This window comes from Alloalcanivorax xenomutans (assembly GCF_032810065.1).
Taxonomy (GTDB): domain Bacteria; phylum Pseudomonadota; class Gammaproteobacteria; order Pseudomonadales; family Alcanivoracaceae; genus Alloalcanivorax; species Alloalcanivorax xenomutans.
Genome location: NZ_CP136538.1, coordinates 465,280 through 481,132 on the forward strand (window position 1 = coordinate 465,280; position 15,853 = coordinate 481,132).

Genomic DNA, 15,853 nt, shown 5'->3' on the forward strand with positions numbered 1-15,853 from the left:
CCGCTGTAGGAGCTTGCCCTGCAAGCGAATTTCTTGAGGCCGTGCCCATTCGCTTGCAGGGCAGACTCCTGCAGGGGCTCCGTAGCTCTCATGGAGGGAGAGCAATCAGCATATGGGGCTGCCAGCGGGGCGCCCGGAAACCATTGGACAGCTATAGCCCGTAACGGTCGACATCGACCTTGGATTGCACCTCTTGCCAGTACAGATCGGCAAGGGCCTCGGTGCTATCGATATCGGCGGTGAGTTCCAGCCATTTCTTCACCAGTGGCCGCATCACCTCGATCTTGCCGGCCGCGTCGCGGACCTGGTGTTTTTCTTCATAATACTGAACGATGTTTTTCGCATCCTGGCGAACAAAGTCACGGGAGGCGGCGATCAGCGCCTCGCTGGCCTCATGCCGTTTGGCGCCCCGTTGCTCGGCGGCTTTCAGATCCCGCTCTCCATAGTCCCGGTAGAGAACAGCGGCGTTGGCGGACATAACGGTACCGGCATGCAGAAGCGCTTTGCGTTGATCAGCATCGAGATCCTGCCAGACTTTTTGGTTGATATTGGCGGGCCCGGAACCACCGAACACGCCGCCGGGCACCGACATGGTGATATCGCTGACCGCGTCCATCAGCCCCAAACCGCTCAGTTCGGCCGCCGATTGAATGGTACAGTCCACCACGCCCTGATTCAGAGCCTCGAAAATCTCGTTACCGGGCAGTGACACCGGAGAGGCCTCGAAATGCTTGGCCCAGCGTGCCCATTGCGCGCCGCCGGCACGCAGGCGCTTGCCTTTAAGATCGGCGGCGGTGGTGACCGGTGTGGTGCACAGAAGACCGTACTGAGGGCTGGCGCCGCCACCGGTAAAGACCTGGTTTTGCTGCTTCAACTCCGCCACGCAGTCGTCGCAGTGCAGCATGATGTATTCGCTCATGGCGCCGGCGTAGGCCAGCCCTTCGTTTCCGGTGGGGTCATTCAGCGCCAGCAGCATGGACAGCTCCGCCGCCATGTTGATATTGGGGTATTCGGCCGGGAAGTAGGGCGTCAGCAGGTAGCCCACGTCGGCAATGCCCTGCTTGAGCCCGCCGCTCATCTCGGCCAGGTTGAGCAGGGAAAGTTCGTAGATTTTTATTTCCAGATCGCCGCCGGAATAGTCCGCCACCGCCTTGGCGTAAGCCTTGGCGGCATCCACGTTGGCGGAAGCGGAAGGGAAGCCCACGGCGAATCGCAGAGATTCGGCCTGGGCCGTCGACGTCAAAGCGGTCACACCGGCCAGCGCGGCGCTGGCCAGAAGCGTGGTGAATCGTTTCATTTTATTCTCCTTATCGGTTGGTCGCGCGGAGACTTCGGCGCGGCCATTAGCGAGCAAAATGGGTGTGGAGGTGGTGAACGGGCTGTTAGCGTTTGTCCGGAAAAGTACCCATGAATTTGGCGATGATGCCGAGCATCACTTCATCGGCGCCGCCGCCGATGGAGGTCAGACGGGTATCCCGATACATGCGCGTGATTGGCGTTTCATTCATGAAACCCATGCCGCCGTAGTACTGCAGGCAGCTGTCGGCGACTTCGCGGCACAGCCGGCCAGTCTTCAGCTTCGCCATGGACGCGAGATAGGTGACGTCCTCGCCATTGATCATCTGTTCGACGGCGCGATACACCATGGAACGCAGCGCTTCGATTTCCGTTTGCAATTCCGCCAGGCGGAAATGCACCACCTGATTGTCCAGCAGTGACTTGCCAAAGGCCTGGCGGTCGCGGGTGTAGGTGATGACGTCCTGTACCGCGATATCCATGTAACGCAGATTGCAGGCCGCTCCCCACAGTCGCTCTTCCTGGAACTGCTGCATCTGGTAAATGAAGCCCATGCCTTCTTCGCCAATACGGTAGCGCTGCGGCACGCGCACATCCTCGAACCAGATTTCGGCGGTGTCGGAAGCGCGCATGCCGAGTTTGTCGAGCTTACGGGCGATGGTGACACCTTTGCTTTTCAGTGGCAGCACAATCAGGGATTTGTTCTTGTGCACCGGGCCATCACCGGTGTTGGCGAGCAGGCACATGAAGTCCGCCTGGGTGCCATTGGTGATCCACATCTTGCCGCCGTTGATGATGTAATCGTCGCCATCCTTGCGGGCGTGGGTGCGGATGGACGCTACGTCGGAGCCGGCTCCCGGTTCGGATACGCCGATGCAGGCCACGTAATCGCCGGCGATGGCCGGTACCAGAAATTCTTCACGCAGGGCATCGGAGCCCTGTTTGGCCAGGGCGGGAGTGGCCATATCGGTTTGCACGCCCACCGCCATTGGAATGGAGCCGCCGTTGACTTCGCCCATGGCTTCGCAGAAGGCCAGGTTGTAGCTCCAATCCAGGCCCATGCCGCCAAACTGTTCCGGTTTGGCAATGCCAAGAAAACCCTTGTCTCCCATTTTCTTGAACAACTCATGGGCGGGGAAAATACCCTCCTTCTCCCATTCATCCACGTAGGGGTTAATCTGCGTGGCGACAAACTTCTTCACCGATTCCGACAGCGCCCGGTGCTCGTTAGTGAACAGCATTTTCAAATTCTCCTGTTATTTGGATTCGCGGCGCGGCTGTTGATGTGACGACGCATGCGCGCAATCGACATGATGGTATGGCTATAAAAAACACGGGAATCAAGCGTTAAAAAAGCGAAAAACAAAAAAAGAGAAATAAAGTAAGGATTAGCCAGTTGGCACAAGTCCATGACCGGGGCAGTGACTATGCTGAAGGATTGCAGCGTGCCGGTCCTGCCTGGGTATGCGGGTCGGGAACCCCTGCCGGGGCGGCGCGGAAGGGTGCGGCCGTGAGCCGATGCAACCTTTCAAAGACCAGGTCCAGTGGTCGTTGCATTTAGCCGATCGTTTGGTTTAAGTTCGAACACGCCTTCATGGCGCGGGATTTATATTTTTGGCCGATGGTTTTTGATCTTTTTCGCCAATCGGCTGTGTGGGAATAAGGGTAAATCCTTTTTCTTATATTCCTCGCAGGCCTGTGTGGATACGGGCCCTGCGGTGACGTTGTCACCGGAGGAGGCAATGATGACAACAAAGACAAGTTCCCGTCGGCGTCGTGGACGGGTCATGCTGCTCGGGCCCGAGCGGGTCTGCTACCTGGGTCTGCTGGGACGGCCACGTCTGCGCAGTTTTGGTTCCTTGACCGTCTATTGCGGCCCGGACCAGCCATTCCGTTTCAGCATTGACGGCCGCAATTGGCAGGAAACCGCGGTGGCGGTGGTGCCCCCCTATTTGCCGCACTGGGTAGAAACCGGTGAGCGTTTGCTCGGCTCGGTGATGGTGGAGCCGGAAACCGTGAATATGGGGGCGTTGCCCCCCATGTTACGCAGCGATTATTGTGGCGACCGTGATGAGCTGCTGCAAACCCTGAGACGTGGCTTCGCCCGCATTCAGGCCCTGGCGGAAGACGGGGCTGATCCTCGCGTGGAAGTGGACCCGCTGTTTCTCGGGCAGACGTTGCCGCGCCGCGAACTGGACCCTCGCGTGGCTCGAGTGCTGGCGTATCTGAGAGAGGATCCCTCCCGCCATTGTCCTGCGGAGGAGGCGGCGCTGCTCAGCGGTCTGTCGTTTTCCCGTTTCCTTCATCTGTTCAAGGAAGACCTGGGTATCACTTTCCGCAAGTTCCGCGCCTGGAAGCGCGCCCGAAGCCTGCTTTACCACGTTAATCGTCGTGACACCCTTACCGACATCGCCCTGGATGTGGGCTATCCGGATTCCACCCACTTCAGTCATTCCATTCGGCAGTTCTACGGCCTGACACCCAAGGACATCCTGGTCGGGTCGCGCAAACTGGCGATCCTGTTGCAGAGCCGGGTTGGCGCGCCGGACGCCCTGGTCAACGCCGGCCTGTGATCTCCTGGAAGCCTTTGCGGGCTCCAAAAACGTGGACCTCCAGCACAGAAAGGGCTCCCACAGCGGCCCCCGAATTTATGTCTACAAGGCGGCTCCGCTGTCCTTGATGGAGGATAAGGCTGGTTCTCTCTAAACCGCGATGACCCCCAAAAAGCCATTCACAAAAGTTCACCTTAATGTCCGACAAAGCGCCCCCGACAGCGCGCCAGACTGTTTAAAATACGCCCCTTGTCTGATGCGAGCGGATTGCCGGCGGAGCGTAAAGAGTGAATACCCGAGGACGAAGCGTCATCGCCTTGCTGATGTTGCTGCTGACGGCGGTATCGGTGGCGCAGCCGCGGATACTGGTGCGGGAATGGGATACCCGGGAGCGGCTTTATCGGGGTGAGCAAAGAGACCAGCCGCTGACGTTGATGCTGAGAGTGCATGAATTCTCGCCTGGTCACCGTGATATCTACTCTCTCAGCGGGGCCTATCGCCGTGGAGATTCGCGCACCTGGGTGCCCGTGGTGGGGCTGCATGACACCGATGGCTGGGTGCTTTATCGCTTCGACAGTCCGCTGCCAGGGCGGGAGTTGCTGGATTTCACCTACGAGGGCAGCCGCTTTTGGGACAGCATTGCCTACTACCGTGCGCTGACCGGCTGGACTGAACGGTTCGAGGTGAATCAGGAGGGCGTGGGGATTTGGCGTGACGAAGACGACAGTGCCCCCTTGCGCCTGTATAACCCGGATCTGTCGGTATACCGCCGGTATTCTTTTCTGCATCTGGAAGACGGCGACCGCGAGAGGGAGCTGGACCTGACCGCGTTCGATATGCCGACGGCGGGTAACCAGGTGCTGGACTGGCGTGAGGACGAGCAGGGTCTGGTGGTCTTGCTGGGTTATCAACACCCATCCCGCCCCTATGCGTTGGGCATGTGTGGCGCCGGCGACGAGAGCGGCCTGGTACGCGTGCGGTTGGACACGCAATGGCGGCTGCTGGACTGGCGTAAGCTGGCGCTGGACAGCTGCCTGAAGAATCAGATCTCCGAGCGCAAGGTCACCCGGGACGGCGACTATCGCTACCGGGTGCAGGACAGCGACGGCCGCTGGCGCACCTGGCTGCTGGATCAGGAAACCCTGGATTGGAAGCCGGTGGACGGCGACGCTTGAGCATTGGCGCCGGTCTTGGCATGGTGCTCGGGCTTTCCCTGTAAACCGCTGTCCCCGTAAACAGCCGTCCTCTTAAATAGGTAGTCCCATGGCCTCCATCGACCTCGATTTCGACCGCGACCATCTCTGGCATCCTTACACCTCCACCTCCCGGCCCTTGCCGGTGTACCCGGTACGCGCCGCCGAAGGCGTCTACCTGGAGCTGGAAGACGGGCGCCGGCTGGTGGACGGCATGTCGTCCTGGTGGGCGGCGATCCACGGCTATAACCACCCGCGTCTGAATCAGGCCCTGCGTGACCAGACCGAACGCATGGCCCACGTGATGTTCGGCGGCATCACTCACGAGCCGGCGGTGGAACTGGGCAAGCGGCTGGTGGCGTTGACGCCCGCCGAATTGACCAAGGTATTCCTGGCGGACAGCGGTTCGGTGTCGGTGGAAGTGGCGATCAAGATGGCGCTGCAATACTGGATGAGCCAGGGCAAGACCGGCAAACACCGGTTGCTGGCGCTGCGCAACGGCTATCATGGCGACACCTTCGGGGCCATGGCGGTGTGCGATCCGGTCAACGGCATGCACGATCTGTTCAGCGGCATTCTGCCGCGGCATTACTTCGCCGAGGCGCCCTCGGTGCGGTTCGACGGCGTCTGGGACGATGGCGCTCTGGACTCCGTGCGCACGCAACTGGAGCAGCACGCGGACGAGATCGCCGCGCTGATTCTGGAGCCAGTGGTGCAGGGGGCCGGCGGTATGCGGCTGTACCACCCGGAATTCCTGAAAGGTTGCCGCCGTCTGTGCGACGAGCATGGCGTGCTGCTGATTTTCGATGAGATCGCCACCGGTTTCGGCCGCAGCGGCAAGTTGTTCGCCCTGGAGCACGCTGATGTGGTGCCGGATATCCTCTGCCTTGGCAAGGCCATTACCGGCGGCTACATGACCCTCGCCGCCACCCTCTGCAATGATCGCGTGGCGGCCGGCATTTGCGACGGTCAGGCCGGCGTCCTGATGCATGGCCCTACTTTCATGGGCAACCCGCTCGCCTGCGCGGTAGCCAACGCCAGCATCGACCTGCTGTTGGAAAGCCCCTGGCAGCAGCGCGTTCAGGCCATCGAAGCGCAGTTATGGACGGAACTGACGCCCTGCCTGGAATCCGACAAAGTGGAGGATGTGCGCGTGCTCGGCGCCATCGGCGTGGTGGAACTCAAACAGCCTTGCGATGTGGGCCAGGTGCAGAAGCAACTGGTGGACCTGGGGGTCTGGATTCGCCCGTTCGGTAAACTGCTTTACATCATGCCCCCGTTCATCATCGAGCCGGAGCAACTGAGGCAACTGACTCACGCCATGCGGGTGGTGAGCCAATGACGATCTGACGGCGCAGAACGAAGAGACAAAACAGCCCGTTATCAGCCGCTGTGGGAGCTTGCCTGCAAGCGAATTTCTTGAGGGCCGGGATCCCATTCGCTTGCAGCGGCCCGCCGCCCGGACAAGCTCCCACAGCGGCTAAAGATCATTCGCTTTTGATTTCCGCTGTTACCTGTTCACTATTCACCGTCAACTTTCCTTCCCCCCATAGCTATTTTTCGCAAGACCCGCCGCTTTGCCGCTGCGTAGGCTACCAGCACTGTTTTAACACCAAGGCGCCGGTGATCCCCGGTGCCGACAGACTGGGAAGCCCTTTTCATGGCAGTACTCGAAACCCAAGTGTCCTCCGCGGACACCACTTTCCGGGAAAACCGGGCCGGTATGGAGGCGCTGCTGACGCGTTTGCGCTCGGTGGAGCAACGGACCCGGGACAAGTCCGCCGCCGCCAAGGGGCGCTTTGAAAAGCGCGGGCAACTGCTGCCGCGTGAGCGTGTGGCGCTGGTGCTGGACCCCGGCGCCCCTTTTCTGGAACTGGCTACCCTGGCCGGTTACGGCATGGACAACCCGGATCCGGAGAAAACCATCCCCGGCGGCGGCAATATCGCCGGCATCGGCTATGTCCGCGGCGTGCGCTGCATGATCCTCGCCACCGATTCCGGTATCGACGCCGGTGCCGCCCAGCCCATGGGGCTGGACAAGGTGCTGCGGGTGCAGGAGCTGGCACTGGAAAACAAGCTGCCGTACGTGCAACTGGTGGAAAGCGCCGGGGCCAACCTGCTCAAGTACCGGGTCGAGGAGTTCATCCTGGGCGGCTCCTCGTTCCGCAACCTGGCGCGTCTGTCCGCCGCCGGTCTGCCGGTGGTGACCGTCACCCACGGCTCCTCCACCGCCGGCGGCGCATACCAGACCGGACTGTCGGACTACATCATCATGGTGCGCGGCCGCTCCAAGGCCTTCCTGGCCGGTCCGCCGTTGCTGAAGGCGGCCACCGGTGAAGAAGCCACCGATGAGGAACTGGGCGGGGCCGAGATGCACACCACCTTATCCGGCCTGGGGGACTACCTGGCCGAGGATGATCGCGATGCCCTGCGTCTGGTACGCGACATCATGGGCAAGCTGGACTGGAATCGGGATATCCCGGCGGCGCCCGCTGAACCGGCTCCACCGCCTCGTTACGACGGCGAGGAACTGCTCGGCATCATGCCCATGGACCACAAAAGACCGGTGGATATGAAGGAAGTGATCGCGCGCATCGTCGACGATTCCGACTTCCTCGAGTTCGGTGCCAACTACGGCCCCGCCACCGTCTGCGGGCAGGCGCGCATCGAAGGCATGGCGCTGGGCATCATTACCAATAACGGGCCGATCGACCCCGCCGGGGCGACCAAGGCCACCCATTTCATTCAGGCCTGTTGCCAGTCGCGCACACCGATCCTGTATCTGAACAACACCACCGGTTTTATCGTCGGCAAGGACTATGAGCAGGCCGGCATCATCAAGCATGGCTCCAAGATGATCCAGGCGGTGACCAACGCCACCGTGCCGCAAATCACCCTGTACTGCGGTGCTTCCTTCGGCGCCGGTAATTACGGCATGTGCGGCCGGGGTTTTCACCCGCGTTTCTGTTTCTCCTGGCCCAACGCCAAGACCGCGGTAATGGGCGGGGAACAGGCCGCCCGCACCATGAGTATCGTCACCGAATCGGCGGCCAAACGCCGTGGCCAGGAAGTGGATCGCGCCGCCCTGGAGGATCTGGAAGGGCGCATTATCGAGACCTTTGAAAAGCAAATGGACGTGTTCGCCACCAGCGGCCGCCTGCTGGACGATGGTGTCATCGATCCGCGCGATACCCGCGGCGTGATCGCCTATGTGCTGTCCATCTGCCGCGAAGCGGAGCAGCGGCAAACCCAGCCGATGCAGTTCTCCGTGGCCCGTCCCTGATCCGAGCGGTAACGATATGAGTAAAGCGACCCCTTTCAGCAAGATTCTGATCGCCAACCGTGGCGAAATCGCCCTGCGCATCCAACGTAGCGCCAGGGAGCTGGGCTACCGAACGGTGGCGGTTTATTCCAGTGCCGACCGCGATGCCCGCCACGTCCTGGAGGCGGATCAGGCGGTTTGCATCGGTGAGGCTTTGCCGGCGCAGTCCTATCTGAATATCGACCGCATCGTTGACGCCGCCAGACGCGCTGGCGCCGACGCGGTGCATCCCGGCTATGGTTTTTTGGCGGAGAATCCTGCGCTGGCCAAGGCCTGCGCCGACGCCGGCCTGGTGTTCATCGGCCCCTCCGCCGAGGCCATCGAAGCCATGGGGCACAAGGCCCGCGCCAAACAGTTGATGGAGCAGGCCGGCGTGCCCTGCGTGCCCGGTTATCAGGGCCAGGACCAAAGCGAACAACGGCTGCATCGGGAAGCGGATGACATCGGTTACCCGGTGATGATCAAAGCCACCGCCGGTGGTGGCGGACGCGGCATGCGTCTGGTGGAAAGCACGGACACTTTTCTGGAGGCATTGGCCAGCGCCCGTTCGGAGGCGCAAAGCGCTTTTGGCGATCCGGAAGTGATTCTGGAGAAAGCCATTGTCGAACCGAGGCATGTGGAAATCCAGGTAGTGGCGGATCGTCACGGCAAGGCGCTGCATTTCGGTGAGCGGGATTGTTCGGTGCAGCGCCGTCATCAGAAAGTGGTGGAAGAAGCGCCATCTCCGGCCGTGGATCAGGCGCTGCGTGAGCAGATGGGCGAGACCGCCGTGCGGGCGGTGCGGGCCATCGGCTATGAAGGCGCCGGCACCCTGGAATTCCTGCTGGATGGCGAGGGGCGCTTCTACTTCATGGAAATGAACACGCGCCTGCAGGTGGAACACCCGGTTACCGAGGCGATCACTGGTGTGGACCTGGTGGCCCTGCAATTGCGGGTGGCCGCCGGGGAGGCCCTGGCTTTGGAACAGGATGACATCCGCTTCCGGGGGCACGCGATCGAAGTACGTCTCTGCGCGGAAAGTCCGCGCCAGGGCTTCATGCCGCAAAGCGGCACTCTGGTGCGCTGGCGCGCGCCGCGAACTCTGCGGGTGGACAGTGCCTTGCGGGACGGCGCCGAGGTGCCGCCGTTCTATGACTCCATGGTGGCCAAGTTGATCGCCTGGGGCGAGAACCGCGACGAAGCCCGCCGCCGTCTGGCCACGGGGCTGGAAGAACTGGTGGCGCTGGGGGTCGAAACCAACCAGGGCTTTCTGGCGCGCTGCCTGCGCGACCCGGTGTTCGCCGCCGGCGAAGCGACTACCGCTTTCGTGGAACAGCGGCAGGCCGGGTTGCTGCACCAGGATGAGGAACACGGGCAGCAACTGCGGGCGCTGGCCGCCGCTTTGTTGTATCTCACCGACAGTGGGGCCGGCAGCGCCAGATCCGGTTTGTCTTCCCGGTTGCCGCTGATCGTGCGCTATCAACTGCGTGATGAAGACGGCGCCGCGACCTTGACCCGCTTGCGGGCGGATCGTTTGCAAGTGGTCGTCGAGGATGTCGTCACGGAGTTCGGGCTGCTCGGTTTCACCGCTGACGGGGTGCGACTGGAGCGCGGCGGCGTGGTGGAGACGGTGCCGCTGGCGCGGCGCGGTGACGTGCTGCACTTCCTCCATGGCGGCGAAGGTTATTCGGTTACGGACCGCACCTATGCCGCCGCCGCCCAGGGTGCCGCCGATGGTGGCGACGGCCGGGTACGGGCGTCCATGAACGGCCGCCTGGTATCGGTGGCGGTTAGCGAAGGTCAGCGGGTGGAAGCCGGCGAAGCGGTCCTCACCTTGGAAGCGATGAAGATGGAGCACGTGCACCGGGCCGGTGTCGGCGGTGTGGTCTCGGTGATCAGCGCCGCCGAAGGAGATCAGGTGGCCGCCGGCCGGGTGCTGGTGGAAATCGAAGCGGATGCCAGTGAGGAGAGCAAACCGGAATGAGTACGGAACAAGCGGTACTACTGGAAAAACGCGGCCGGGCGCTGTGGATCACGGTGAACCGGCCGGACAAACGCAACGCCATCAATCAGGCGGTGATCGACGGTATCCGCCAGGGTTATGAGCAGGCCCAGGCGGATCCGAGAGTGCGTGTGATCGTGCTCACCGGCAGTGGTGACAAGGCCTTTTGCGCAGGCGCCGATCTGCGTCCCGGAGAGGGGTTTGTCTTCGATTACGCCAAACCCAATGCCGACTACGCCGATCTGATGCGTCTCGCCAGCAACAGTACGGTGCCGAGTATCGCCCGGGTGAACGGGGTCTGCATGGCTGGAGGCATGGGACTGTTGTGCATGACCGATATGGCGGTGGCGGTGGACACAGTGCGCTTCGGCTTGCCGGAAGTGAAGGTCGGGGTCTTCCCGATGCAGGTGTTGAGTTTGTTGCAACGGCTGGTGCCGCAGCGGGTGCTGCGTGAATGGTGCTTCACCGGTGAGCCTTTCGCCGCCGACGAAGCGCTGCAGGCGGGGCTGGTCAATCATTTGGCGCCAGCGGCGGAATTGGACGCCAAGGTCGAGTGGTTGATTGACCGCCTGGTGGACAAATCCCCCACCGCTATTCGCCGGGGCAAGTACGCGTTACGTGCCATCGAGGCAATGTCCTTCGATCAGGCCATCGCCTACACCGAAACCCAGATCGCCACCCTGGCGCTTACCGAGGATGCCAAGGAGGGCCTGGCCGCGTTCAATGAGAAGCGCGCGCCGGATTGGCCCGGGCGGTAGCCCGGATATCCCACCAACTGGTGAGATATCCGGGCTGGCCGCCCTTCCCATAAGCACAACAACAGGAGAGCCGTATCATGACAGTGAATCTCGACGAAGAAGCTTTCGGCCGGCATATGGTGGACCGGGTCTGTGTCGGTGACATGAGCACCCGGGCCGCGGACCTGTTTCCTGACAGAGTGGCGCTGGTTTGTGGCGAGCAAAGCCTTACTTACGGTGAACTGGATCGGCGCGCGAACCGTCTGGGCAGTGCCTTGCTCGGCCTGGGTTTGAAGCATCAGGACGTGGTCGGGGTGATGGCCGGCAACTGCCTGGAAATCCTGATCACTTATCTGGCCTGTGCCAAGGCCGGGTTGATCTGCGCGCCGGCCAATCTGGGGCTGCGTCCCTCGGAAATCGCCTATTGCTTCCAGGATTCCGCGGCGAAGGTGCTGATCGTGCAGGACCAATTGCTGGCGGTGGCGAAGGAACTGGTGCCGTCGTTGCCTGAGCTTCAGGGTGTTTATTGGACCGGCGCGCGGGCGCCGGAGGCCCTGCCCAAGGACGCCGGTTCGTTCGACGGGTTGCTGGAGCAGGGCGACGATGCCGAACTGCAGGTGCCGGTGTTTGATCGTGACGCGGTGCAATTGCTCTACACCAGCGGCACCACCGCTTTGCCCAAGGGCGTGCTCACCAGCCATCTGGCGGTGACCATGGCCGGGTTGTCCGGGGCGCTTGCCCATCAAGCCGATCACAATACCAAGGCACTGGTGGTGCTGCCGCTGTTCCATTGCGCCATGCTCAATTCCATGACCGTGCCCATGTTCACGGTGGGGGCTCGGGTGATTCTGGCGCCAGGGTTCGATACACCGGAAAACATGCTGGCTCTGATCGAAAAGCACCAGGCCAATGTGATCATGTTTCTGCCGATGATGTACGGGCAGCTGCTGGACGCCGCGGCGCGCGGCAACCATGACCTTACCTCGGTGACACGGGCGGTCTATGCCATGGCGCCGATGCCGGATGAACGGCTGCGCGCTCTGCACGACCTGTTTCCCAATGCCGATGTGGTGCTCGGTTCCGGCCAGACCGAATTCACTCCGGCCACCTGCATGCAGCGCCCGGAGCATCAATGGAGCAAGGCCGCCACCTGGGGCACCGCCACCGCCATGACGCGGGTGGCGATCATGGACGATCACGGCCGCCTGTTGCCCCGTGGCGAGCCGGGGGAAATCGTCTATCGCGGCCCGCAGACCATGAACGGTTATCTGAATCAGCCGGACAAGACCCGCGAGAGCTTTCAGCACGGCTGGTTTCACAGTGGCGACATTGCCTGGATGGACGAAGACGGCGCCATCTGGTTCACCGATCGCAAGAAGGACGTGATCAAGACCGGTGGTGAAAACGTGGCGTCGATCGAAGTGGAACGCTGCCTGATGGAGCATGAAACCGTGGCGGAAGCCGCGGTGGTGGGGCTGCCCCATGAACACTGGGGAGAGGCGATTACCGCGGTGGTGATCCTCAAACCCGGCGCGCGCGCGGACGAAGAAGGAGTGCTGGAGCACTGCCGGGAACGGCTGGCGGGCTTCAAGGTGCCCAAGGCGGTGCTGTTCACGGAAGAATTTCCACGCACTGGAACCGGCAAAGTGCAAAAGCACATGATTCGCTCCGAGCACGAGGCCTATTACCAGCAGGGTTAAGGATGCCGTGTGGCCGCTTTCCCTCAAATCGGACTACGAAGCCGCTGTGGGAGCTTGCTTGCAAGCGAATTTGGGGGGCCGAAAGCTCCATTCGCTTGCAAGCAAGCTCCCACAGTGGCTTCGTGGCCATCTTTGAATTCATGTCTCCAAGGCTCGCGATTGGCGGTGGAGCACTCTGATTCATGCCCCCTCTTGTGCTTACGCGTCGCCCACTACCCGCTTTTCCTGCCAAATGCTTGTTATTGCACGACATTGACACGGTTTTCCGCGCCAGGGTTTTGACAGCCGTTTCGCCACGGGCAGAATGAAGGCTGACTGGAACTCTTGGGGGAAATGCCGGTCAGCTTCAGACGTTACATCTTTGTTTCTCCTGTTGGTCGGGGTGTTTTCGGTTCCGTTGGACCATGGCGACCCCCGACCCTTGTCGGCGTTCACGGTTTAGCGCTGGCGCGAGGGGGCGGGAAACTGGCAGTATGGCCAGATTCCGCCGCCGGGTGCTGGGGCGCGGCCGTTACTTCGGCGGGCGAGCGGGAAATAACCACAGGCCAATGGAGGCAGAATGAAAAAGTTGGGAATCGTGCTGGCCGGTACCGTCCTGGTGGCGGCTTGCGGTCAACAGGACGGCGGTGAGGATGCCGCCAAGGTGGAGATCAAAACGGACGACCAGAAAGCGTCCTACGCGCTGGGTTATCGCAGCGCCGAGCAGATGAGTGCCATGGAGGGACTGGATACCGAAGCGATGATTGCCGGTATCCGCGACGGTCACACTGGCACGGATTCCCGCCTTGGGGATGAGGACCTGAACCAGCTGATCCAGGACTTCCAGATGCGTCTGGTGGAAAAGCGCCAGGCCAAACTGGAACAGGAAGCCGAGGACAACCTGAAGAAAGGCGAGGAATTCCTGGCCGAGAACGGTAAGCGCGATGGTGTTACCACCACCGACAGCGGGCTGCAGTACGAAGTGCTGAAGTCCGGCGAGGAAGGCGCGCCGTCCCCCACCGTGGAGGACACCGTTACTGTCCATTACGAAGGCAGCACCACCGATGGTGAAGTATTCGACAGCTCCATCGAGCGGGACCAGCCGGCCACGTTCGGTCTGGCCCACATTATCCCGGGTTGGCAGGAAGCGCTGCCGATGATGAAAGTCGGTGATAAGTGGAAGCTCTATCTGCCGGCGGAACTGGGCTACGGCAAGCAGGGCGCCGGTGGTGACATCGGTCCCAATGAAGTGCTGATCTTCGAAGTGGAGTTGCTGGGCATTCAGGGTCAGGGCGATGACGCCGCCGATGACCAGGCCGCGGAAGAATCCGCAGCGGACGATGCCGAATAATACCGCCGTTCCGGCCGGCGCCGATGGGCCGGCCGGAAACCGCTACCTTTGCTCGGCTCGCGCCGCCGGCGACGGTTCCTGGTAAAGACTCACTATCAACTGATCTTCCAGCGCGAACCGCTCCTCCAGCGCCACCATCAAGCGCGCCACCCGTTCCGGTAATTCCGTCAGCCGCGTCATGCAGTGGGTCGGGCTGTCGTAATCCTCATTGAATGCCAGTGCTTCCTCGGTGGAGGCATCCAGCCTCTGGATCAATTGTTCCGCCCACTGTGGTGGCCCGCTGCCGTAATGGCGCGCCGCTCGCACCAGGGCGTTGTACACCTCGAAATAACCGGCGCTGAGATAGTCCATCAATACCTGACAGAGGTCCTGGATGCGTTGATGGACGGGGGTGTCCGGTTCTTCCCGCGACGGCGTGTGGTCGATGCCTTGTACCTGGCAAAGGAGCACGATCAATTGCCGCCGCTCCTCCAGCCAGGCTTGTACCAGTGCCTCAATATGCTGCCATTGGGCCAATGCTGTGGAACTGGAACTTGCCATTGTTCGCTCTCCTTTTTCGGGCATGGCTGACAGATTTTTTTCCTTGGGGGAAGTCGAGACTAGAGCCGGCGAGCGGCCACTGGCAACGGGTGAGAATGGGACACGATCGGGGTGGAGGGGAAAAAGCACGCGCCATCAGTGAGTTGCTGCAAAAGATGATTTCTTCATAACCCTCCCGCTCTCTTATAAGTCCCACGGAGAGCCCTGGCTATGGCCTTGAAATACCAGAGGTTATTGGCTCCGGGTCATTAAAGTGTCACGGCCACCTTCTAGGGTCTGCAGGGTTTTCCCACCCCAGAATCCGGATAAGGAGGTCTCGTGCGACGATTGCTGATCGCGGTGTTGGGTTCGCTGGCCTTGCAGGCGCAAGCCAACCCCGATGTTATTTCCCGGGAATACAAATTGATTCTGGATGCCAGCCGGTTTCAATCGCAAACCGAATCGGGTGATGTGCTGGCCCTGATGCAAGCGGTGAAACCGGCCATCGAGAATGCCATTGGCCGCGATGTCAGCGGGGCCATCAGCCTGGATCACGACCGCCAGGTGCGTTTTTATGACACCGCCTCGACGTGCCGGCTTAGGGAATTGGGCTACAGCTTTCGTGAGCGAGTGGAAAACGGCGAGTCCGAGGTCACTCTGAAATTCCGCAGTCCGGATCGGTACATCGCGGACTTCGAGGATGTGTCGTCCTCCACCAATGGCGCGGAGAGCAAGCTGGAAGCGGATGTCGGCGCCACCAGCGCGATTCCTTTCAAGGTGGTTTATAGCCACTCCACCAAGGCGCCCAATACTCGCACGCTCAATCGCATGGACGATATTCATGCCCATTTTCCCGGTTTCCAGTCCGACTACGGCCTGGATGACAACCTCACTCTGTCCCTGGTCGGGGGGCTGACCATACGGGAGAGAGCGTACCGGAACGTGGATATTGATCTGGGCCAGCACGACGCCGAAATCAGCGTCACGCTCTGGTATCAGGGCACACCTTCGGGCAGCCAGTCACCGGTAGTGGCGGAGCTGTCCTTCAAATACGAAGACCCGTCCGCGGACTACACACGCAAAGTGGTGAACCGGGCCCGCCAGGCCTTTGATGCCCTGCGCGGCCTGGAGCAATGGGTGGAAGCGGACGGGCAGACCAAGACCGGTTTCGTCTACCAGTACGACAGCGCTTTTTGTCAGCCCTGAAACAACAACACCAAGGA

General features: G+C 61.5%; 12 protein-coding genes. 9 read left to right on the plus strand and 3 right to left on the minus strand.

What is annotated here, in order from left to right:
• Positions 1-151: 151 nt before the first annotated feature.
• Positions 152-1,297 (minus strand): C4-dicarboxylate TRAP transporter substrate-binding protein, encoded by a 1,146-nt coding sequence (locus tag RYH70_RS02325; protein WP_026948451.1) that lies wholly within the window; start codon positions 1,295-1,297, stop codon positions 152-154.
• 85 nt (positions 1,298-1,382) lie between these two features.
• Positions 1,383-2,537, minus strand: coding sequence for an acyl-CoA dehydrogenase family protein (locus RYH70_RS02330; RefSeq protein WP_022996860.1), 1,155 nt, complete (start codon positions 2,535-2,537; stop codon positions 1,383-1,385).
• 501 nt (positions 2,538-3,038) lie between these two features.
• On the opposite strand from RYH70_RS02330, the gene RYH70_RS02335 reads away from it, so the two are divergent.
• The 8 genes from RYH70_RS02335 to RYH70_RS02370 all read left to right on the plus strand — a co-directional run bounded on the left by RYH70_RS02335 (position 3,039) and on the right by RYH70_RS02370 (position 14,111).
• On the plus strand, positions 3,039-3,869 hold the full coding sequence (locus RYH70_RS02335; protein WP_080530327.1) for a helix-turn-helix transcriptional regulator: 831 nt from the start codon (positions 3,039-3,041) through the stop codon (positions 3,867-3,869).
• A 266-nt stretch (positions 3,870-4,135) separates the two neighbouring features.
• Entirely contained in the window at positions 4,136-5,023 is an 888-nt protein-coding gene (locus RYH70_RS02340; protein ID WP_317009730.1) for a hypothetical protein, read from the plus strand.
• 88 nt (positions 5,024-5,111) lie between these two features.
• A complete protein-coding gene (bioA, locus tag RYH70_RS02345) occupies positions 5,112-6,383 on the plus strand; it encodes an adenosylmethionine--8-amino-7-oxononanoate transaminase (RefSeq protein WP_317009731.1) in 1,272 nt (423 codons plus the stop codon).
• 318 nt (positions 6,384-6,701) lie between these two features.
• The gene (locus RYH70_RS02350) at positions 6,702-8,324 is read left to right on the plus strand and encodes an acyl-CoA carboxylase subunit beta (protein ID WP_317009732.1); all 1,623 of its coding nucleotides are present in this window, start codon (positions 6,702-6,704) and stop codon (positions 8,322-8,324) included.
• Positions 8,325-8,340: 16 nt separating this feature from the next.
• Positions 8,341-10,326, plus strand: coding sequence for an acetyl/propionyl/methylcrotonyl-CoA carboxylase subunit alpha (locus RYH70_RS02355; RefSeq protein WP_317009733.1), 1,986 nt, complete (start codon positions 8,341-8,343; stop codon positions 10,324-10,326).
• A complete protein-coding gene (locus RYH70_RS02360) occupies positions 10,323-11,102 on the plus strand; it encodes an enoyl-CoA hydratase/isomerase family protein (RefSeq protein WP_316309365.1) in 780 nt (259 codons plus the stop codon). Before RYH70_RS02355 ends, RYH70_RS02360 begins: the two co-directional genes overlap by 4 nt.
• A gap of 77 nt (positions 11,103-11,179) precedes the next feature.
• Positions 11,180-12,781: an AMP-binding protein gene (locus RYH70_RS02365; protein WP_317009734.1), complete on the plus strand. Its 1,602-nt coding sequence runs from the start codon at positions 11,180-11,182 to the stop codon at positions 12,779-12,781.
• 559 nt (positions 12,782-13,340) lie between these two features.
• Positions 13,341-14,111: an FKBP-type peptidyl-prolyl cis-trans isomerase gene (locus tag RYH70_RS02370; protein ID WP_026948456.1), complete on the plus strand. Its 771-nt coding sequence runs from the start codon at positions 13,341-13,343 to the stop codon at positions 14,109-14,111.
• Positions 14,112-14,153: 42 nt separating this feature from the next.
• Here RYH70_RS02370 and rsd read toward each other — a convergent pair whose 3' ends face one another.
• Positions 14,154-14,651, minus strand: coding sequence for a sigma D regulator (gene rsd / locus RYH70_RS02375; protein ID WP_055099347.1), 498 nt, complete (start codon positions 14,649-14,651; stop codon positions 14,154-14,156).
• Positions 14,652-14,969: 318 nt separating this feature from the next.
• Between rsd and RYH70_RS02380 the strand changes: the two genes are divergently transcribed.
• Complete coding sequence (locus RYH70_RS02380; protein ID WP_233918031.1) at positions 14,970-15,836, plus strand: hypothetical protein; 867 nt, start codon at positions 14,970-14,972, stop codon at positions 15,834-15,836.
• Positions 15,837-15,853 lie beyond the last annotated feature (17 nt).

Bases quoted from the DNA above. Each gene is read 5' to 3' on its own strand.
- RYH70_RS02355 (WP_317009733.1), top strand. From the start codon at position 8,341: ATGAGTAAAGCGACCCCTTTCAGCAAGATTCTGATCGCCAACCGTGGC.
- RYH70_RS02335 (WP_080530327.1), top strand. From the start codon at position 3,039: ATGATGACAACAAAGACAAGTTCCCGTCGGCGTCGTGGACGGGTCATG.
- RYH70_RS02360 (WP_316309365.1), top strand. From the start codon at position 10,323: ATGAGTACGGAACAAGCGGTACTACTGGAAAAACGCGGCCGGGCGCTG.
- RYH70_RS02350 (WP_317009732.1), top strand. From the start codon at position 6,702: ATGGCAGTACTCGAAACCCAAGTGTCCTCCGCGGACACCACTTTCCGG.
- RYH70_RS02330 (WP_022996860.1), bottom strand. From the start codon at position 2,537: ATGCTGTTCACTAACGAGCACCGGGCGCTGTCGGAATCGGTGAAGAAG.
- RYH70_RS02325 (WP_026948451.1), bottom strand. From the start codon at position 1,297: ATGAAACGATTCACCACGCTTCTGGCCAGCGCCGCGCTGGCCGGTGTG.
- bioA (WP_317009731.1), top strand. From the start codon at position 5,112: ATGGCCTCCATCGACCTCGATTTCGACCGCGACCATCTCTGGCATCCT.
- RYH70_RS02370 (WP_026948456.1), top strand. From the start codon at position 13,341: ATGAAAAAGTTGGGAATCGTGCTGGCCGGTACCGTCCTGGTGGCGGCT.
- rsd (WP_055099347.1), bottom strand. From the start codon at position 14,651: ATGGCAAGTTCCAGTTCCACAGCATTGGCCCAATGGCAGCATATTGAG.
- RYH70_RS02365 (WP_317009734.1), top strand. From the start codon at position 11,180: ATGACAGTGAATCTCGACGAAGAAGCTTTCGGCCGGCATATGGTGGAC.